Source organism: Desulfovibrionales bacterium, from assembly GCA_028715605.1.
Classification (GTDB): domain Bacteria; phylum Desulfobacterota; class QYQD01; order QYQD01; family QYQD01; genus QYQD01.
Window position 1 is genome coordinate 20,232 of the sequence record JAQURM010000001.1, and the last position, 15,775, is coordinate 36,006.

Annotated in this window: 15 protein-coding genes and 1 tRNA gene; 4 read left to right on the forward strand and 12 right to left on the reverse strand. The window is 49.7% G+C overall.

The window, feature by feature from the left end; all coding sequences use genetic code 11:
- Nucleotides 1-102 precede the first annotated feature (102 nt).
- Genes proB through rplU form a run of 4 tightly spaced genes read right to left on the reverse strand, consistent with a single transcriptional unit; the run spans nt 103 to nt 2,860 of the window.
- A complete protein-coding gene (gene proB / locus PHT49_00090; GenBank protein MDD5450292.1) occupies nt 103-1,263 on the reverse strand; it encodes a glutamate 5-kinase in 1,161 nt (386 codons plus the stop codon).
- A complete protein-coding gene (obgE, locus tag PHT49_00095) occupies nt 1,247-2,263 on the reverse strand; it encodes a GTPase ObgE (protein ID MDD5450293.1) in 1,017 nt (338 codons plus the stop codon). The genes proB and obgE overlap by 17 nt, the downstream gene beginning before the upstream one ends.
- Nucleotides 2,264-2,533 (reverse strand): 50S ribosomal protein L27, encoded by a 270-nt coding sequence (gene rpmA / locus PHT49_00100; GenBank protein MDD5450294.1) that lies wholly within the window; start codon nt 2,531-2,533, stop codon nt 2,264-2,266.
- 15 nt (nt 2,534-2,548) lie between these two features.
- The gene (rplU, locus tag PHT49_00105; GenBank protein ID MDD5450295.1) at nt 2,549-2,860 is read right to left on the reverse strand and encodes a 50S ribosomal protein L21; all 312 of its coding nucleotides are present in this window, start codon (nt 2,858-2,860) and stop codon (nt 2,549-2,551) included.
- A gap of 354 nt (nt 2,861-3,214) precedes the next feature.
- On the opposite strand from rplU, the gene PHT49_00110 reads away from it, so the two are divergent.
- Nucleotides 3,215-3,302: transfer RNA gene (locus tag PHT49_00110), tRNA-Cys, on the forward strand.
- 220 nt (nt 3,303-3,522) lie between these two features.
- Here the strand turns inward: PHT49_00110 and galT are convergent.
- A complete protein-coding gene (gene galT, locus PHT49_00115; protein ID MDD5450296.1) occupies nt 3,523-4,530 on the reverse strand; it encodes a galactose-1-phosphate uridylyltransferase in 1,008 nt (335 codons plus the stop codon).
- 330 nt (nt 4,531-4,860) lie between these two features.
- Here galT and gatB point away from each other — a divergent pair, with 330 nt between their 5' ends.
- From gatB to PHT49_00130, 3 genes are all read left to right on the forward strand, one after another.
- Nucleotides 4,861-6,294 (forward strand): Asp-tRNA(Asn)/Glu-tRNA(Gln) amidotransferase subunit GatB, encoded by a 1,434-nt coding sequence (gene gatB / locus PHT49_00120; protein ID MDD5450297.1) that lies wholly within the window; start codon nt 4,861-4,863, stop codon nt 6,292-6,294.
- Nucleotides 6,295-6,304: 10 nt separating this feature from the next.
- The gene (gene mtnA, locus PHT49_00125) at nt 6,305-7,327 is read left to right on the forward strand and encodes an S-methyl-5-thioribose-1-phosphate isomerase (protein ID MDD5450298.1); all 1,023 of its coding nucleotides are present in this window, start codon (nt 6,305-6,307) and stop codon (nt 7,325-7,327) included.
- 72 nt (nt 7,328-7,399) lie between these two features.
- Nucleotides 7,400-8,335, forward strand: coding sequence for a branched-chain amino acid transaminase (locus PHT49_00130; protein ID MDD5450299.1), 936 nt, complete (start codon nt 7,400-7,402; stop codon nt 8,333-8,335).
- Nucleotides 8,336-8,339: 4 nt separating this feature from the next.
- Here PHT49_00130 and PHT49_00135 read toward each other — a convergent pair whose 3' ends face one another.
- The 7 genes from PHT49_00135 to PHT49_00165 all read right to left on the reverse strand — a co-directional run bounded on the left by PHT49_00135 (nt 8,340) and on the right by PHT49_00165 (nt 15,651).
- Nucleotides 8,340-9,107, reverse strand: a complete 768-nt coding sequence (locus tag PHT49_00135; GenBank protein ID MDD5450300.1) for an AAA family ATPase — start codon at nt 9,105-9,107, stop codon at nt 8,340-8,342.
- Nucleotides 9,100-11,019, reverse strand: a complete 1,920-nt coding sequence (locus tag PHT49_00140) for an ASKHA domain-containing protein (GenBank protein ID MDD5450301.1) — start codon at nt 11,017-11,019, stop codon at nt 9,100-9,102. The genes PHT49_00135 and PHT49_00140 overlap by 8 nt, the downstream gene beginning before the upstream one ends.
- A 203-nt stretch (nt 11,020-11,222) precedes the next feature.
- Complete coding sequence (locus PHT49_00145) at nt 11,223-11,531, reverse strand: hypothetical protein (GenBank protein MDD5450302.1); 309 nt, start codon at nt 11,529-11,531, stop codon at nt 11,223-11,225.
- A gap of 309 nt (nt 11,532-11,840) precedes the next feature.
- Nucleotides 11,841-12,221 carry a DNA polymerase ligase N-terminal domain-containing protein gene (locus PHT49_00150; GenBank protein ID MDD5450303.1) on the reverse strand — a complete coding sequence of 127 codons (381 nt, stop codon included), beginning with the start codon at nt 12,219-12,221 and terminating at the stop codon, nt 11,841-11,843.
- 55 nt (nt 12,222-12,276) lie between these two features.
- A complete protein-coding gene (locus tag PHT49_00155) occupies nt 12,277-12,657 on the reverse strand; it encodes a GxxExxY protein (GenBank protein ID MDD5450304.1) in 381 nt (126 codons plus the stop codon).
- 60 nt (nt 12,658-12,717) lie between these two features.
- Nucleotides 12,718-14,589, reverse strand: a complete 1,872-nt coding sequence (locus PHT49_00160; GenBank protein ID MDD5450305.1) for a nucleoside-diphosphate sugar epimerase/dehydratase — start codon at nt 14,587-14,589, stop codon at nt 12,718-12,720.
- Between the two features lie 72 nt (nt 14,590-14,661).
- Nucleotides 14,662-15,651: a glycosyltransferase family 4 protein gene (locus tag PHT49_00165; GenBank protein MDD5450306.1), complete on the reverse strand. Its 990-nt coding sequence runs from the start codon at nt 15,649-15,651 to the stop codon at nt 14,662-14,664.
- Nucleotides 15,652-15,775: the final 124 nt, after the last annotated feature.

A 15,775-nucleotide genomic window follows, 5' to 3' on the forward strand; every position in this document is an offset into this window, starting at 1 on the left:
GCATGTTTGTTATCCGTTAACCGTTGTCCGACATTTTTTCGGTGAACGGTCAACAGTAAACCGGCTTCATACTGATAGCTGAGTGCTGACAGCTGATCTATATCAGCTCTGCGGCAAAATAACCAGGTTATCCCGGTGTATAACCTCATCGTAGTCCTTGTGCCCTAAGATAGCGGCAATTTCCTGGGTCTTATGCCCTTTAATCTTCTCAATCTCCGCAGAGGCATAATTTACCAGGCCGGCCGCAAAGGCCGTTCCGGTTTGATCCACACAGTGGATCGGGGCCCCCACGTCAAAATTACCCTTAATCTCTGTAATTCCCGATGGCAGCAGACTCTTGCCGTTTACCGTGATAGCCTTTTTGGCCCCGTCATCGACTACTAGAATCCCCTTGGGGTTAAGGGTAAAGGCTATCCAGTACTTGCGGCTGGTCATCCTCTGCCCGTGCGGTTGGAAGAGGGTGCCATAGTCCTCACCGGCGAATATCTTTTCCAGAATGTAGGGGACCTTGCCATTGGCGATAATAGTTGGAATACCCTGGGACGATACCATCTTTGCGGCCTTAACCTTGCTGAGCATTCCCCCGCGTCCCATAGACCCGGGGATACCGCTGGCCATTTTTTCAATCTGTCCGGTAATATTTTCTACCAGAGACAACCTTCGGGCGCCGGGATTAATGCGTGGGTCTGAGTCATACAGGGCGTCTATATCTGTAAGGCAGATCAAAAGGTCTGCCTCTACTAAACTGGCGATCAGGGCAGCCAGCATATCGTTATCACCAAATTTTATCTCCTCCACAGCCACCGTGTCATTCTCATTTATAATAGGAATTATACCCCAGTTCAGCAAAGTAAATATAGTATTTCTGGCGTTCAAGTACCTTCTCCGGCCGGATAAATCCTCTCGTGTCAACAGAATCTGCGCCACCTTTTCTCCATAGCGCTCAAAGGCCTCTTCATAGGCCAGGATCAGACTACTCTGGCCGACTGCCGCTATAGCCTGCTTCTCAGGTATTGATCGGGGCGGCAGGAAAAGGCCGATCTTTTTCAGGCCGGAGGCGATAGCCCCGGAAGAGACCAGGACAATGTCGAATTGTTCCCGTTTAAAACGGGAAAGTTCCGCGCTAAGATTTTCGATAATCTCCCGGTTCAATCCCTCTTCAGCGGTGAGGACAGCGCTGCCTGCCTTAACTACTATACGCCGGGCCCCCTTTAAAATAGCAAGCCTGATCTGGCGAATATCCGTATCAGTCTTTTCTTTCATATTCGTCTTGCTGTAGTCTTCTTGCCAGCGCCTCTTTCAATTCTTCTACTCCCTTACCGGTTGCAGCAGAGATAAAATAAACAGGGCATCCCTTCTCCAGAAAGGCCGCCTTGACGGCCTCAAGTTTATCATCTTCCATTATAAGGTCAATCTTATTTAAGGTTACCACCTGTGTTTTTTCGGCCAGGGCGGGCCCATACGCGCTTAACTCGGTGTTTATCTTCTGCCAGTTTTTAATGGTCTCCTCCGGACCAAGAGAGGCGTCGATAACATGCACCAACAGCCTGGTGCGTTCTATGTGGCGTAAGAAGCGCATACCAAGCCCCAACCCGGCATGGGCCCCCTCGATTAAACCGGGGATGTCGGCGACCACAAACGGATGATAGTCTTCGGGTTCGACCACACCCAGATTCGGTATAAGAGTAGTAAATGGATAATCCGCTATCTTGGGTTTAGCTGAGGTTAGTTTGGATAGAAGGGTGGATTTACCGGCGTTCGGCGCACCAATAAGCCCTACATCGGCCAGGAGCTTGAGGTCGAGGATAATTTGCTTTTCTTCGCCAGGCTGACCGGGCTGTGCATATCTGGGGGCTTGCCGGGTCGGCGAGGCAAAACGGGCATTTCCTAAACCCCCGATACCGCCACGGGCAACAATAAACCGTTCGCCGTCTGCTGTCAGATCGGCAAGAATCTCTCCCGTTTGCAGTTCTCTGAGGATTGTCCCCACGGGGACATAAGCCAGGCAATCCGCACCGTTTTTCCCGTGCTTATTACTGCCTTTGCCATGTTCCCCTTTTTCTGCCTTGAAATGTTGCTGGAATTTAAAATCAAGAAGGCTGTGCAGCCTGTTTGTGGCTATAAAGACGACGTCGCCGCCCTTGCCGCCGTCACCGCCGTTTGGACCGCCTCTAGGGACATACTTCTCACGCCGAAAACTTACGCAACCGCGGCCTCCATCCCCTGCTTTGATGAAGATTCTAGCCTCATCGACAAATTTCATTTAATGGGTGGTTTCTGGCAATGGATAGACGCTGACCTTTTTTTTAGTCTTGCCCAGCCGTTCAAAGGTCACCAGACCATCGATCAGGGCAAAAAGTGTATAGTCCTTGCCTGTGCCTACATTTTGTCCCGGATGGATCCTGGTGCCCAACTGGCGGACAATAATGTTGCCTGCCTTCACGACCTGACCGGCAAACCTTTTTACACCGCGCCTCTGACCGGCGCTATCACGTCCATTCCTGGAGCTTCCCCCTGCCTTTTTGTGTGCCATTGTCTCTACTCCTGATTAAAATTGAATATCTTCGATCTTCAGGGCCGTATAAGGCTGACGATGCCCTTGTTTTTTGCTGTAACCCTTGCGGCGCTTCTTCTTAAAAACCATTATCTTGTCGGCCCTGGCCTGATCGACGATCTTGCCCGTGACCTGTGCCCCGGCTACGGTTGGCTGTCCGATCTTTATATCACCTTCTTTAGCGACGAGAAGCACGTCCGAAAGGGTCACTGCATCTCCTACATTCCCGGCCAACTTTTCTACACGCACGGTATCGCCGGAACTGACCTTGTATTGCTTACCGCCCGTTTTTATTACTGCGTACATTAGCAGACCTCCAGTTACCTCGCAAAAGGTAAAATATGCCTCATACTTATACGAAGAGCGTTGAAATTTAACACGTTTTTATGTTGTGTCAAGAGAAAATCGGTCTGTGCAGCCCTGATGCATGAAACCCCCTCACACTAACCCTCTCCCACCAGGGGAAAGGGGATTAATTGGGTGATATCATTTATTCGTCCAACGTTGTCCGTAAAAAGCACGAAAACGTCTTTTTCGGTGAACGGCTACTAATTCAGATATAGGCTAAAGGGATAGCATACGGGATTACCCATAGGGGTTATCAATTTGACATATAGATTATATCTATTACAGTTGTGACAAAAAGCTGGCCGGGTTTCGGGGGCAATGGCGCCGGGCGCCCCACGGGCTGCAAACCCGTTGGCCTCATCTAAGAAATGAGGGGTGGGTTCGACCCCCACTTGCCCCCTCCAAAATATGTAATTATTGCGTTTTGGAGCCTCAAATCCACCGTCTAATTTGGATATCGAGATTAAAATCAGCAGGTTATGGAGTATTCCTGATCACCAGCAAGATATTAGATGCAAGGCGCCGAGGAGCGCCTACTGAGGCGTATGGAGCAATACGCCGCAAGGAGGAGCGATCGAAGGCAACGCTGCAGATGATGCCTTGATGGTGGATCAGGGGAGCTAGGCCTCGCGCAGGTACTGTGCGGCGTCCTCAGGGGGAACAATATTGATGTAAATACTCGTGCCTATCTCAAATCCGGCCGGGGTGGTGAGCCGCGGCGTTATCTCCAAGTACCAGTGAAAAGTATCCAGTGTGTCTGTATCATTCGGCGAGGTAATAATCATGTAGTTGTAAGGTGGATTATTGAGGCAGCGGTGAAGGCGACCCAGAACATCTTTTAATATCGCAGAAAATTGTTCTACCTCGAAACGGCTCATCCTGGCAAAACAGGAACGATGGTTTTTGGGAAGAATCCAGGTTTCAAAGGGAGAGCGGGAGGCAAAAGGGGCAATAGCTGTAAAACTTCCGTTTTCGCAGATCACGCGCTCCTGCAAATTCGTTTCCGTGGCGATGATATCGCAATAGACGCATTTATCTCTGTACTCCCGGTATTGTGTCACGCCACGGACTTTACCCCACACCTTTTGCGGGATTATTGGGGTCGCCACTATCTGTGAATGGGGATGCGCCAATGAACAGCCCGCTGTCACCCCGTGATTCCTGAAGACGAGAAAGTACTTAAGGCGGGTATCTTCGCGTAGCGCATTATAACGGTCAATATAAGACCACACTATGCGCTCGACCTGTTTGTCATCCATTGTGGCCAGGGATAGATTATGCTCCGGACATTCTATGACTACTTCATGGGCCCCCACCCCGTTCATATGATCATAAATATGATAGTTCTCTCTGTTTAAGTCTCCTTCGCTGATCAATGCCTGGTATTTATTGGGTGTCACTCTGAGCAGCCAGCCAGGGGAGTTCGGTCCAGAATTGACAGGACGATACGCCAGGACCTCCGGGGGTGTCTTGTCTTCATTTGCAGTGCAAAACGGGCAGCTCTTATCGTGTTCCGGTAGTTCTTCCAGGGCCTTCTTGGTATGAGCAAAGTCATGTGGCCTCTTGGCCCGTTCCTTGGATATGATAACCCATTCACGGGTTACTATGTCCTTGCGTAGCTCCGGCATCTCAGCGCTCCCTTATAACCAAAATGTTATCAACATCTGATTTTTATTTTCGGCATAATGAAAATTTTTCGTAAATCAGCGGTTGACGGCTTTGTAAAAAGTCAATTTCTCACGCAAAAGCGCAAAGACCGCGAAGACAACATATTGTTATCAAAGAAAAAACTTTGCGTCCTTGGCGGCTTTGCGTGATATTTTGGAATTTTTACGAGATCTTCAACGTTAGCGTCAGCTTTGAGCCTGAGCGCTGATAGTCGGCCCTTACTTTTTAATTGAAGATTTGCCGCCTTCATGTTAGTTTTGTACCCAAAAAGCGGGAAAGACAGATAAAATATGGTTGGATTTGAATCGGTCATGGGCCTGGAGGTGCATGCCCAACTCCTGACCGATAGCAAGATTTTTTGTAATTGCTCCACGGCGTTCGGGGCCCCGCCCAATACCCACACCTGCCCGGTGTGCCTGGGGATGCCCGGGGTTTTGCCGGTTCTGAATAAAAAAGTAGTTGACTACGCCATGAAAATGGCCCTGGCCACCCACTGCCGCGTGTCGCCCTTCAGCCGGTTTGCCCGCAAGAATTATTTTTATCCGGATCTCCCCAAGGGGTACCAGATCTCACAGTATGAGTTGCCCATTGCCGAACATGGCTATACAGATATTGGCCTGAACGGCCACACCAAACGCATCGGCATCACCCGTATCCACATGGAAGAGGACGCCGGCAAGCTGATCCATGACGCTACCGCGCCAATAAGTTACGTGGACTTTAACCGGACTGGCGTGCCGCTTATTGAAATTGTCAGCGAGCCGGATATTCGCACCCCGGAGGAGGCGGTCGAATACCTGAAAATCTTACGCAACATCCTGCGTTATCTAGGTATATGTGACGGCAATATGGAAGAGGGCAGTTTCCGCTGTGATGCCAATGTGTCTATGCGACCGGAAGGCACGGAGACCTTCGGCACCAGGACGGAGATTAAGAATATGAATTCGTTCCGGCATGTACAAAAGGCGCTGGAATACGAGATTCGCCGCCAGACCGCCTTGCTCCTGGACGGGAAGACAGTGATACAGGAAACACGTCTCTGGGATACAACAAAAGGTATTACCGTTTCTATGCGCGGCAAAGAAGAGGCCCATGATTACCGCTACTTTCCGGACCCGGATCTGGTGCCTCTGGTCATCGACGAAAAGTGGATCGAAGAAGTGCGTGCAGGCCTGCCGGAGCTCCCCGACGCCAAACAGCGCCGCTTCGTGGAAAAATATGGGCTGCCGGAGTATGACGCCGCAGTTCTCACGGTATCCAAATCCCTGGCCGACTATTTTGAAGACTGCGTGCGCCTCTACCAAAAACCAAAGGCCATAAGCAACTGGGTGATGTCTGAGTTGCTGCGAGAGTTAAAACGTGACGAACGGGAGATAGAAGAATGTCCGGTGCCGCCCGGACATCTGGCCGGAATGCTAAAGATGATGGATAACGGCGTCATCAGCGGCAAGATTGCAAAGACGGTCTTTGAAGAGATGTATGCAACGGGTAGGAATCCAGAGGTTATTGTCAAAGAAAAGGGCCTGGTCCAGGTTACAGATGCGGCCGAGATTGAGAAGGTGGTTGAAACCGTACTGGCGGCTCATCCGGAAGCGGTAGAGGATTATAAAAAAGGCAAGGTAAGGCTCCTCGGATTTTTCGTCGGGGAGGTAATGAAAAAGACCAAGGGCAAGGCCAATCCCGGGTTGGTAAATGAGCTGCTAACCGGGATGCTGCGCAAATAAAAGAGGGGATATGCCGGCGGAGATTAAGACCATAGCCTGGGAAGACGGCCGGGTGGTGATGATCGATCAGCGCAAACTTCCCCGGAGAGAAGCCTATGTAGTCTGCCGGGATTACAGGCAGGTCATAGCGGCCATTAAGAAGATGGTTATCCGTGGGGCCCCGGCTATAGGTATTGCCGCCGCCATGGGGCTGGCTTTAGGCGCCGGGAAATTGAGGGGGAAAGGACGTAAGGATTTCGGCCAAAAATGGGCCATCATGTGCCGGGAAATGGCCGCTGCCAGGCCTACCGCCGTCAATCTCTTTTGGGCCATCGAACGCATGAACGGCGTGGTTAAACAGTCGTCTTCTGCCGGCCCGGACGAACTGGCCGGGCCGCTCCAAAAGGAGGCAGAAGCCATATTGGCCGGGGACGTGGCCGCCAACCGGCGCATGGGGGCATTCGGGCAAAAGTTACTGGCAGATGGGGATGTGGTCCTTACGCATTGCAATGCCGGCGCACTGGCCACAGGCGGCTATGGGACGGCTTTAGGAGTGATCCGGGCCGCCCATGAAGCCGGAAAGAAGGTATCGGTCTTTGCGGATGAGACGCGCCCTTTTCTCCAGGGCGCCAGGCTTACGGCCTGGGAATTACAGAAATGTGATATCCCCGTGACGTTGATCAGTGATAACGCCGCAGGTCATCTCCTGAAAACGGGAAAGATTAACGCGGTTATTGTGGGCGCGGATCGCATTGCTGCTAACGGTGACGTGGCTAACAAAATCGGCACCTATTCTCTCTCCGTCCTGGCCAGGGAAAATGGCGTCCCTTTTTATGTGGCAGCCCCGGAGTCAACCATCGACCGCGCTTTATCCGAAGGTTATAAAATACCCATAGAGGAACGTTCGCCGGATGAGGTTACCCATTGCGGCGGCCGGAGGATAGCCCCGGAAGGGGTCTCTGCCCTTAACGTGGCCTTTGATGTCACACCCAACGCCTACGTTACGGCCATTATCACGGAAAAGGGGATTTATCGGGGACCCTATGAGCTATGAACCACGAACTATGAGCAATGTGCCAAATAACAAATAACTGATAACGCATAACGGATTCACAAGGAGCAACCAATGGTTCAGAAGGCGGGAAAGATCTGGTTAGACGGGAAATTTGTCAACTGGGACGAGGCCAATGTCCATATCCTTACCCATACCCTGCACTATGGTGTGGGAGTATTTGAGGGTATCCGCTGTTACCAATGCCACGATGGCTCATCGGCTGTATTCTGTCTTGATGAACATGTGGAACGACTCTTTGACTCGGCGCATATTCTCCAGCTTAACATGCCGTTTTCGCAGAGTGAAATTGCCCGGGCGATCAAAGATACGCTGAAGGTTAACGGCCAGAAAGAGTCTTATGTCCGGCCCATTGTTTTTATCGGGGATGGCGTGATGGGCGTCCACCCGCAGAACAACCCCATACGGGTGGCCATCATTACCTGGCCCTGGGGGGCCTATCTGGGTGAAGAAGGCCTTGCCAAAGGTATCCGGGTCAAGATATCCTCTTTTACGCGTCACCACGTCAATATCATGATGACCAAGGCCAAGACCGTCGGCAATTATGTCAATTCCGTACTGGCCAAGAGAGAGGCAGTTCATGATGGTTACGATGAGGCTATTCTTTTAGACCCGGAAGGCTACGTCTGCGAGGCCAGCGGTGAAAATATCTTCATCGTCAAACGGGGCATACTTAAGACACCGCCTCTTACTTCCATATTGCCGGGCGTTACGCGGCGTTGTGTGCTCACTATCGCGCGTGACCTTAATATCCCGGTGGTGGAAGAACGTTTCTCCCGGGATGAGCTTTATATTGCCGACGAGTCATTTTTCTCCGGCACTGCGGCTGAAATGACGCCTATCCGTGAGGTGGACAACCGGGTCATCGGCCAGGGTTCTCCCGGATCAATAACTCAGGCTATCCGCTCGGTCTTTTTCGACGCCATCCGCGGCAAGAGCAAAAAATATAAACAATGGTTGTCCTATGTGAGTAAAAAAGCGACAAGCTGAAAGCTCAAGGCTGTAGGCTGATTAACGCATCAAATATCGCCTCTGCATCCCGCACCGCTGCCGATTCGGATGGCAGATCCAGGAAGGACAGCTTCTTTAATTCGTAGGTGGCGAGAAGGGTATCCTGCCTGATGGTCCCGCCCAGAACCAATCCGGATTTATTGATCTCCTCCCGTAACACCGGATCCAATCCGTCCGGGGTGCGATTCACGATGAGGACCTTCTTGCCGACGTGCACGTCCAAGTGCGTAGTGAGATCCGCAATGCGTTTGGCCGTCATTATGCCGCGCGGCCCCGGATCGGATACAGAAATCAATACGTCAATCTCGCGCAGATTGAGGCGGCTTAGATGCTCCATACCGGCCTCGTTATCTACTATAACTATCCTGTAATTCCTGGTTAATATCTCAAGATACTTGGCCAGGAGATTGTTGGCCGCGCAATAACAGCCGGGTCCCTCAGGCTGTCCCATGATCAGAAGATCAAAGCCTTTTGACTCGATTAAAGCCTCTTGCATCTTGTATTCGATATAGGTCTCCTTCGTCATACCGATAGGAACAGCCGTCTTCATCTCATCTCTTACCTGTCCCAAAGTGCGTTCTACTTTCAGGCCGAGCAGTTCATTAAGATTGGCATTGGCGTCGGCGTCCACCACCAATACAGGCAGCAGATTTTTATTCAACAAATACCTTATCAGAAGGGCAGATATGGTGGTTTTACCCGTGCCGCCCTTACCCGCCATAGCTATGACGAAAGTCCGCAAGTTATCCATTTTGCGCACCCCAACAATTTATTCGTTTCCATACCAAGGGAAAGAGCTGACGATCGGTATGGGGCAGAAAGAGGGATGATATATAATGCTCCATAAAGCGGGGATTTTCGCTTAGTTCAAAGTTGGTCATCGTATTGGCTACTTTTTCACGCTCTTCCATGACGCCCACAGAACAAATAGCGGCCTTTACCCCGAGAAGAGAGCCATTGCCTACAAAATAGAAACAATCCCTGGGCAGATCCGGGAGAAGGCCGATGGTGATCGCCTGTTCGATATCCAGAAAACTGCCAAAGGCGCCGGCGATCAAAACGCGTTCTATGTCTGAAATAGACAGACCTACCGCCTCGGCGAGGGTAAGATAACCGGCAAACATGGCCCCCTTGGCCCGGATGAGATTTTCTATATCCACCTCGGTAAGGACTATATCTTCCCCGGTAGCCGTGTTTTCACCATACACGATCACGTATTCATAGCCATCCCGACCCTCGCGTATGCGTCCTGTACAGAGGCCACGGTTAAACTTGCCCTGTTGGTCAATTATACATCCTTCCATAAGGCTGGACACCAGGCTGATTAATCCTGTACCACAAATCCCTTTGGGCTTCGCCATACCGATAGCGACTATCATGGGCTCGCAGGTTTCCGGATGCACATGCACGGCCTCGATAGCGCCGGGCATGGCCCGTAGGCCGTGCCTGATGCCGCCTCCTTCGAAGGCCGGGCCGGCGGAGCAGGAGGCGCATACCAGCCATTCCCGGTTTCCCAGGACGATTTCCCCGTTCGTGCCGATATCAATATACAGGGTGAGTTCCGACCGTTCAAAGATCCTGGAAGCGATCACCCCGGCTACAATATCCCCGCCTACATAACTGGCGATAGAAGGAAATATATCCAGGGTAACGTAGGAAGGCACATCCAGGCCGATTTCCCTGGCCCGGAGGCGGGGATAGGTCCTGGCCACTGGTGTATAGGGGGCTTCCCGCAGGTATTTAGGATCCAGGCCCAGTAATAGATGGCTCATGGTCGTGTTACCGGCGGCGGAAATGTAGTATATGTTTTCTTTAGACACGCCTGCTTTGTTCACTAATTCCCGGATGAGAGCGTTTAGTTTTTCCACCACCCTGGCCTGAAGGACCTTAAGGCCGTCTCCTTTTTGCGAAAAGATAATCCGGGATATGACATCTTCGCCAAAACCGATCTGCGGGTTGTAATCTGACACCTCTGCGGCAACCTCCCCACTATTTGAGTCCACCAAATAAGTGCAAAGGGTGGTAGTGCCGACGTCTATGGCTACCGCGTAATCTTTGGCCCTGGTATCTCCGGGTTCTATCTCTATAATGAGCGCCGGCCGCGGCGGATCATAACGCAGAGTAGCCGTGACCGCCCAATCCTGCGCCCTTAATACATGGGGCAATCTGATAATAAGCGAGGGATCGATTTCTATCTCCTGCAGACCAAAACCGACCTTGAGTCCACGCTTAAGGCGGGACAAATCACTTATATTATCGCGGGATGTAGGAGGGGATAGCTGCAGAAACTTTTTTTGCGCTACCGGGGAAAAAGGTCTGGAGATGAGCAGCCCTTCACGGCCGGCATCTCTGGCCAGAGAGATACCTGTCGAAGGGATCTTGCGTGCCAACGCACCGCGATCGAGATGCGAAACGACAGGTATGGTTACCCCTACATCACCCTGCACAAAGGTCTTACAGGCCTGCCAGTACCCGGCTTCGTCCTGTTCACCCGTGACATTACCGTTTTCTATCTTGACCTTACACCGTCCGCAGACTCCGGCCCCGCCACAAGAGGCATTGATGTGCACGCCCGCCATCATGGCTGCCTTTAACAGATTTTCTCCCGCGTCAACAAATACCTCTTTATTATCCGGTAAAAAACGAACTCTGCTTTTTGCCATATCCCTTTCCCGCTGGTATTTATAGATGGGATATTATAACTGGAAATGTCTTGGGGTCAATGGAATAGATTTACGAGGAGCAACCGGACGACTTCAGACCTGCTTCATATTGAGGAAAAAATCCGTTTAGCGCCTGGAAAAACTCCAGGCGCTAAAACTAAACCGCTTTTTACCAGCCGTAAAAAGGCCTTAAATCAAAACGCTTATTTCTTTTTCTTGCTCGTTTTGGCCGCTGCTTTTTTGGTAGCAGTTTTAGTTGCAGAACCCTTCCTGGCTGCGGGTTTAGCCTTGGCCGCGGCCTTTTTTGCCGTTGCTTTCTTGGCAGCAGGCTTGGCCGGTTTATTCTTTTGTGCAGCTAATTTGCGGGCCTTGTTGGCAGCCAGCTTACCTTTGCCCATAGGCTTCTTGCAGCAAAGCATGCTCACATCGGCACAGCCACAGGGTTCGGCTACGGTCAGAATCAAGCCGCAAGCTTCACAACTCAAAAGATCACCCTTTTTCAATTTCGGCATGTCTAATTCCTCCTGGAACGAGATTTTAGGCGCCACGCAGTCTTGCGTTTATTGACGCCGCTTACAACCGCAATAACCATCGAAATCTTTTTATATAAATTACCTGCAAATTTCAATACATTATTTGCGGCTACGGACATTTATTGTTGTGTCTCTGTTCTTATCGGGCGTTTATGAAATCACTTAAATAGTCATTAGTTGTCAGCGATAAGTTGTAATATAAGGCTGATTAGCTATGAGACTGTAGGATGTTAAAAAGAGGATGGTTGATAAGGTGAGGTTTGCGGGTGGCGGGTTAGCTATACGATCTCATTTTGTTTTAAAGAAAATCCATTGATTGCCGCGGGTGTGGATGAGGGCATAACGGCCGATAAGCCTTTCGCCACGAAGGTGAAAAACGATCTTTCCTTCTTCCCGCGATTCCAAATCAAATTGACCCTTATCCCATACTGAGACAATGCCAGCTCCGTATTGAGCTTCTGGAATGGTGCCTTCAAAGTATATGTAGTCTAAAGGGTGATCTTCGGTCTGGACGGCCAGGCGTTTAACGCCCGCATCGGTTGGCGGCTCCTTGGGGATAGCCCAGCTCTTAAGCACACCGTCCAGCTCCAGGCGAAGGTCATAGTGCAGGTGCGTAGCCTGATGTTCCTGTATAGAAAAGCGTTGCGGGCTTGTTTTATAGATAGGCATCCAACAACCCATCCATAGAAGTTATTACCTCACGCAAAGGCGCAAAGGCGCCAATTTATTCTTTTAGGCCGTTTACGACCCTTGATATACCGTCGCGTAGCTCCGAGCTAAAATTTATCAAAAGGCCCAATCTTTTGTCAGCCAATCTCAGATAAGTCAGCAACTGCTTCTTATGTACAGGACTCACTGTTTCAACAGACTTAAGTTCTACAATAACTTTATCTTCTACAATCAAGTCTGCACGGAATCCCTCGTCGAACTTAACATCTTCATAAACAATGGCCACAGGTACCTGTCGTTCAACCGTCACCCCTCTTTTTTTCAGCTCATAGGCCAAAACAACTTCATATACTGTCTCCAAAAGCCCTGGGCCAAGCTTTCTGTGAACCTGATACGCAGCATCAACAACTTCCTTAGCTATCTCGTTTTCATTCATAATTTTTTCTATCTTTGCGTCTTAGCGCCTTTGCGTGAGATATTTAATCTGTGGATTCGTTTAGACCTCCTGCGGAGTGTATTCCGGGACGATCTCCTTCAGTTTTTGTTTAATGCCTGCCGCATCCCTGGCATCGGCCAGTTTCACAAGTTCCCGAATATTCTTTTCCAAATCATTTTTTGTAAGAAGGCCGGATCCGTTCTGTTTCAGGACGAGGATTTTATCATGGCCGGTGGGAGCAACCTCCTCACCGACAACTACCAGCTCTTCATGTAGTTTTTCACCCGGTCTGAGCCCTATAAACTCGATATCGATATCTTTTTCAGGCTCAAGTCCGGAAAGTTTGATTAAATCCCTGGCCATATCCACAATCTTAACCGGTGTCCCCATGTCCAGGATGAACACTTCGGCATCCTTTCCCATAGTCCCAGCCTGCAATATAAGTTGCACGGCCTCCGGTATAGTCATGAAATAGCGGGTCACTTCAGGGTGAGTTACGGTAACCGGTCCGCCCTGCTCAATCTGTTTTTTAAATAACGGAATTACACTGCCGGAACTCCCCACCACATTCCCGAACCGTACCGCCATAAACCTGGTAAGACCAGGATTGGCATGGGTCTGGACAAGCAGTTCGGTTACCCTCTTTGAGGCCCCCATAACATTAGTCGGATTAACGGCCTTGTCAGTTGAGACCAGAACAAACCGTTCTATGCCGGAATCACAGGCTACCTCTATAACATTCTTTGATCCCAGGATGTTGTTATATATAGCTTCCCAAGGATTAAGTTCTAACATGGGCACGTGCTTATATGCGGCGGCGTGGAACACTACTTCCGGGCGATATCTTTCAAAGATAGCCTTAATCTCGCCTTTATGGCGAATATCCCCCAAGACCGGAATGTATCTTATATACGAAAAGTTTCGCCACATATCCATTTCGATGTCGTAGAGATTCTTCTCCGTCCGGTCCAGCAGCATTAGGTGTGCCGGATTATACCGGGCAATTTGCCGGCACAATTCAGAACCAATGGAGCCTCCGGCGCCTGTGATCAAGATCCTTTTCCCTTGCAAGTATCGGCCAATCTTCTCTTTTTCTAAGTGTACAGGCTCCCGCCCCAAAAGGTCTTCATAGGATACATCTCGAATGGATTTTACACTCACCCGGCCATCGATCAATTCACCAATTCCGGGGATTGTCTTGTATTTAACTTTCGTCTGCTTACAAAGTTCAACTATCCTCTTCATCTGATTGCCGGTAGCAGAAGGGATGGCTATCAGGATTTCTTCTATCCTTTTTTTAATTACAAATTCTTTTAGTTCGTCTATGACGCCAAGAACAGGTACTCCATGTATAGACCTACCAACCTTATTTGAATCATCATCCAAAAAACCGATAACGTCATATTCCAAATGGGCGTTGTCCCTAATCTCGCGCAGCATTTTCTCCCCCGCGCTGCCAGCCCCGATAATAAGTAACCTTCGACCTTTTTGCTGCCCATTTCGTCTTATAATGGTCAAGGAATGGCCGTCAGTGACAAAAAGGAGGCGGACCGCCAAACGGAAACCCGAAATGAAGATAAGGGTCAGAATCGCATCAATCACAAAGACAGAACGCGGATAGCCTTGAAAACGGTGGAACATGAGGATAGAGACCATTACGACCATCGTACTAATAGAAACAGCCTTTATGATATTCAGGAGGTCGGCTATGCTTGTGTAACGCCACATGCCCCTATAAAGCTTAAACCAGTAAAAGAATAAGAGCTTACTTATTACAACCGGGATGATACTCTTTTTCAAAATAACCATGTAATCCTGTGGAATGTGGAATTCAAACCGGAGGGCATAGGCGAGGACGTAGGAGATTCCGAGTAAAGCAATATCCCCTGCCAACATCACCCAGAAATTTTTATTGCGTAGAAGGACTTTCATTGATTTCGCTAATATTTTAATAGCTCACCGCAGAGCACACAGAAAACGCAGAGTCTTAAAGATCATTATCTTTTAGGTCGTTCTTTGCGCCTTCGCGGTGAGACGAGCGGTTCCGCTTCGCAGACGAATGGTCAATAATACGAATCCCGCAAAATAAATCATTAAAAGCGGCAAAACCATGATACTACCAAACGGCCTTACCAGCAAGACACTTGTGCCTATTATCAGTTGGGACAAGCCATATGCAACCGAAACCTTCCAATGAGGCATTCCATATTCGTTTGCCAAAATCTGGTAGAGATGTCTGCGATGGGGACGGGTCAGGCTTTCTCTGTCGCGCAAACGTACATACATGGTGGTCAACTCATCTGCATAAAAAGGAAAAAGGAAGGCAGAGAGACATATAATATCGATAAGGCTTTTGGATAAATATACGACTATCGCTGCGAACACAAAGCCGAGCAAGATGCTGCCCACATCGCCCATAAAAACTCTAGCCTTTGGCATATTAAAAGGAAGGAAACCGAGACAGGAAAGAGCGAGGCAGATGGCCAGGATTACGAAAGAAGCGGCAGTTCCCGAAAGCGAGCCAAAAAGGGCTATGAGTCCAAACCCTGTTGCACCTGTGACCCCTGCGATGCCATTGATCCCATCCATAAAATTATAAAAATTCGCGGTACCTACGATGAATATAGCCAGGAGGAAAAGCGAGAAGGCTGAAGGCTGAAAGCTGAAAGCTGAGAGCTGGACAAGAAACAGGGCTGCTATGAACTGGATAGGCAAGCGGATTTTGGGCGAGAGTTCAAATTTGTCGCTAAAAAAACTGAACAAGGTAAGTAAGGCTGCGGGAAGCCAGAAAGTTAAGGGCATTTTAACGAATAAGGAAGCAAGGATAAAGGCAGCTAAAATGCCAACGCCCCCCCCTCTTGGCGTTGGTGTCGCATGGGAGCTCCGTTCATTTGGATGATCAACCAGGCCAACCCTGAAGGCAAAAAGAAAAATGATCCAAGCCCCGGCTCCACCCAGAATCAGACAAGTGGTATATAAAACAAATTTTTCCACAAAAATTATTGCCTCACGCCAAGGGCGCAACGTCGCCAAGTTATTCTTTTAGGTCGTTTACGACCCTTGATGTGCCGCGTCAACAATTTCCTTGGCTATTTTATTCTCAGCCATAATTTTCTAT

What these genes read in the sequence shown, in the direction of transcription:
- proB (MDD5450292.1), bottom strand. Translation starts at nt 1,263, where the DNA reads ATGAAAGAAAAGACTGATACGGATATTCGCCAGATCAGGCTTGCTATT.
- obgE (MDD5450293.1), bottom strand. Translation starts at nt 2,263, where the DNA reads ATGAAATTTGTCGATGAGGCTAGAATCTTCATCAAAGCAGGGGATGGA.
- rpmA (MDD5450294.1), bottom strand. Translation starts at nt 2,533, where the DNA reads ATGGCACACAAAAAGGCAGGGGGAAGCTCCAGGAATGGACGTGATAGC.
- rplU (MDD5450295.1), bottom strand. Translation starts at nt 2,860, where the DNA reads ATGTACGCAGTAATAAAAACGGGCGGTAAGCAATACAAGGTCAGTTCC.
- galT (MDD5450296.1), bottom strand. Translation starts at nt 4,530, where the DNA reads ATGCCGGAGCTACGCAAGGACATAGTAACCCGTGAATGGGTTATCATA.
- gatB (MDD5450297.1), top strand. Translation starts at nt 4,861, where the DNA reads ATGGTTGGATTTGAATCGGTCATGGGCCTGGAGGTGCATGCCCAACTC.
- mtnA (MDD5450298.1), top strand. Translation starts at nt 6,305, where the DNA reads ATGCCGGCGGAGATTAAGACCATAGCCTGGGAAGACGGCCGGGTGGTG.
- PHT49_00130 (MDD5450299.1), top strand. Translation starts at nt 7,400, where the DNA reads ATGGTTCAGAAGGCGGGAAAGATCTGGTTAGACGGGAAATTTGTCAAC.
- PHT49_00135 (MDD5450300.1), bottom strand. Translation starts at nt 9,107, where the DNA reads ATGGATAACTTGCGGACTTTCGTCATAGCTATGGCGGGTAAGGGCGGC.
- PHT49_00140 (MDD5450301.1), bottom strand. Translation starts at nt 11,019, where the DNA reads ATGGCAAAAAGCAGAGTTCGTTTTTTACCGGATAATAAAGAGGTATTT.
- PHT49_00145 (MDD5450302.1), bottom strand. Translation starts at nt 11,531, where the DNA reads ATGCCGAAATTGAAAAAGGGTGATCTTTTGAGTTGTGAAGCTTGCGGC.
- PHT49_00150 (MDD5450303.1), bottom strand. Translation starts at nt 12,221, where the DNA reads ATGCCTATCTATAAAACAAGCCCGCAACGCTTTTCTATACAGGAACAT.
- PHT49_00155 (MDD5450304.1), bottom strand. Translation starts at nt 12,657, where the DNA reads ATGAATGAAAACGAGATAGCTAAGGAAGTTGTTGATGCTGCGTATCAG.
- PHT49_00160 (MDD5450305.1), bottom strand. Translation starts at nt 14,589, where the DNA reads ATGAAAGTCCTTCTACGCAATAAAAATTTCTGGGTGATGTTGGCAGGG.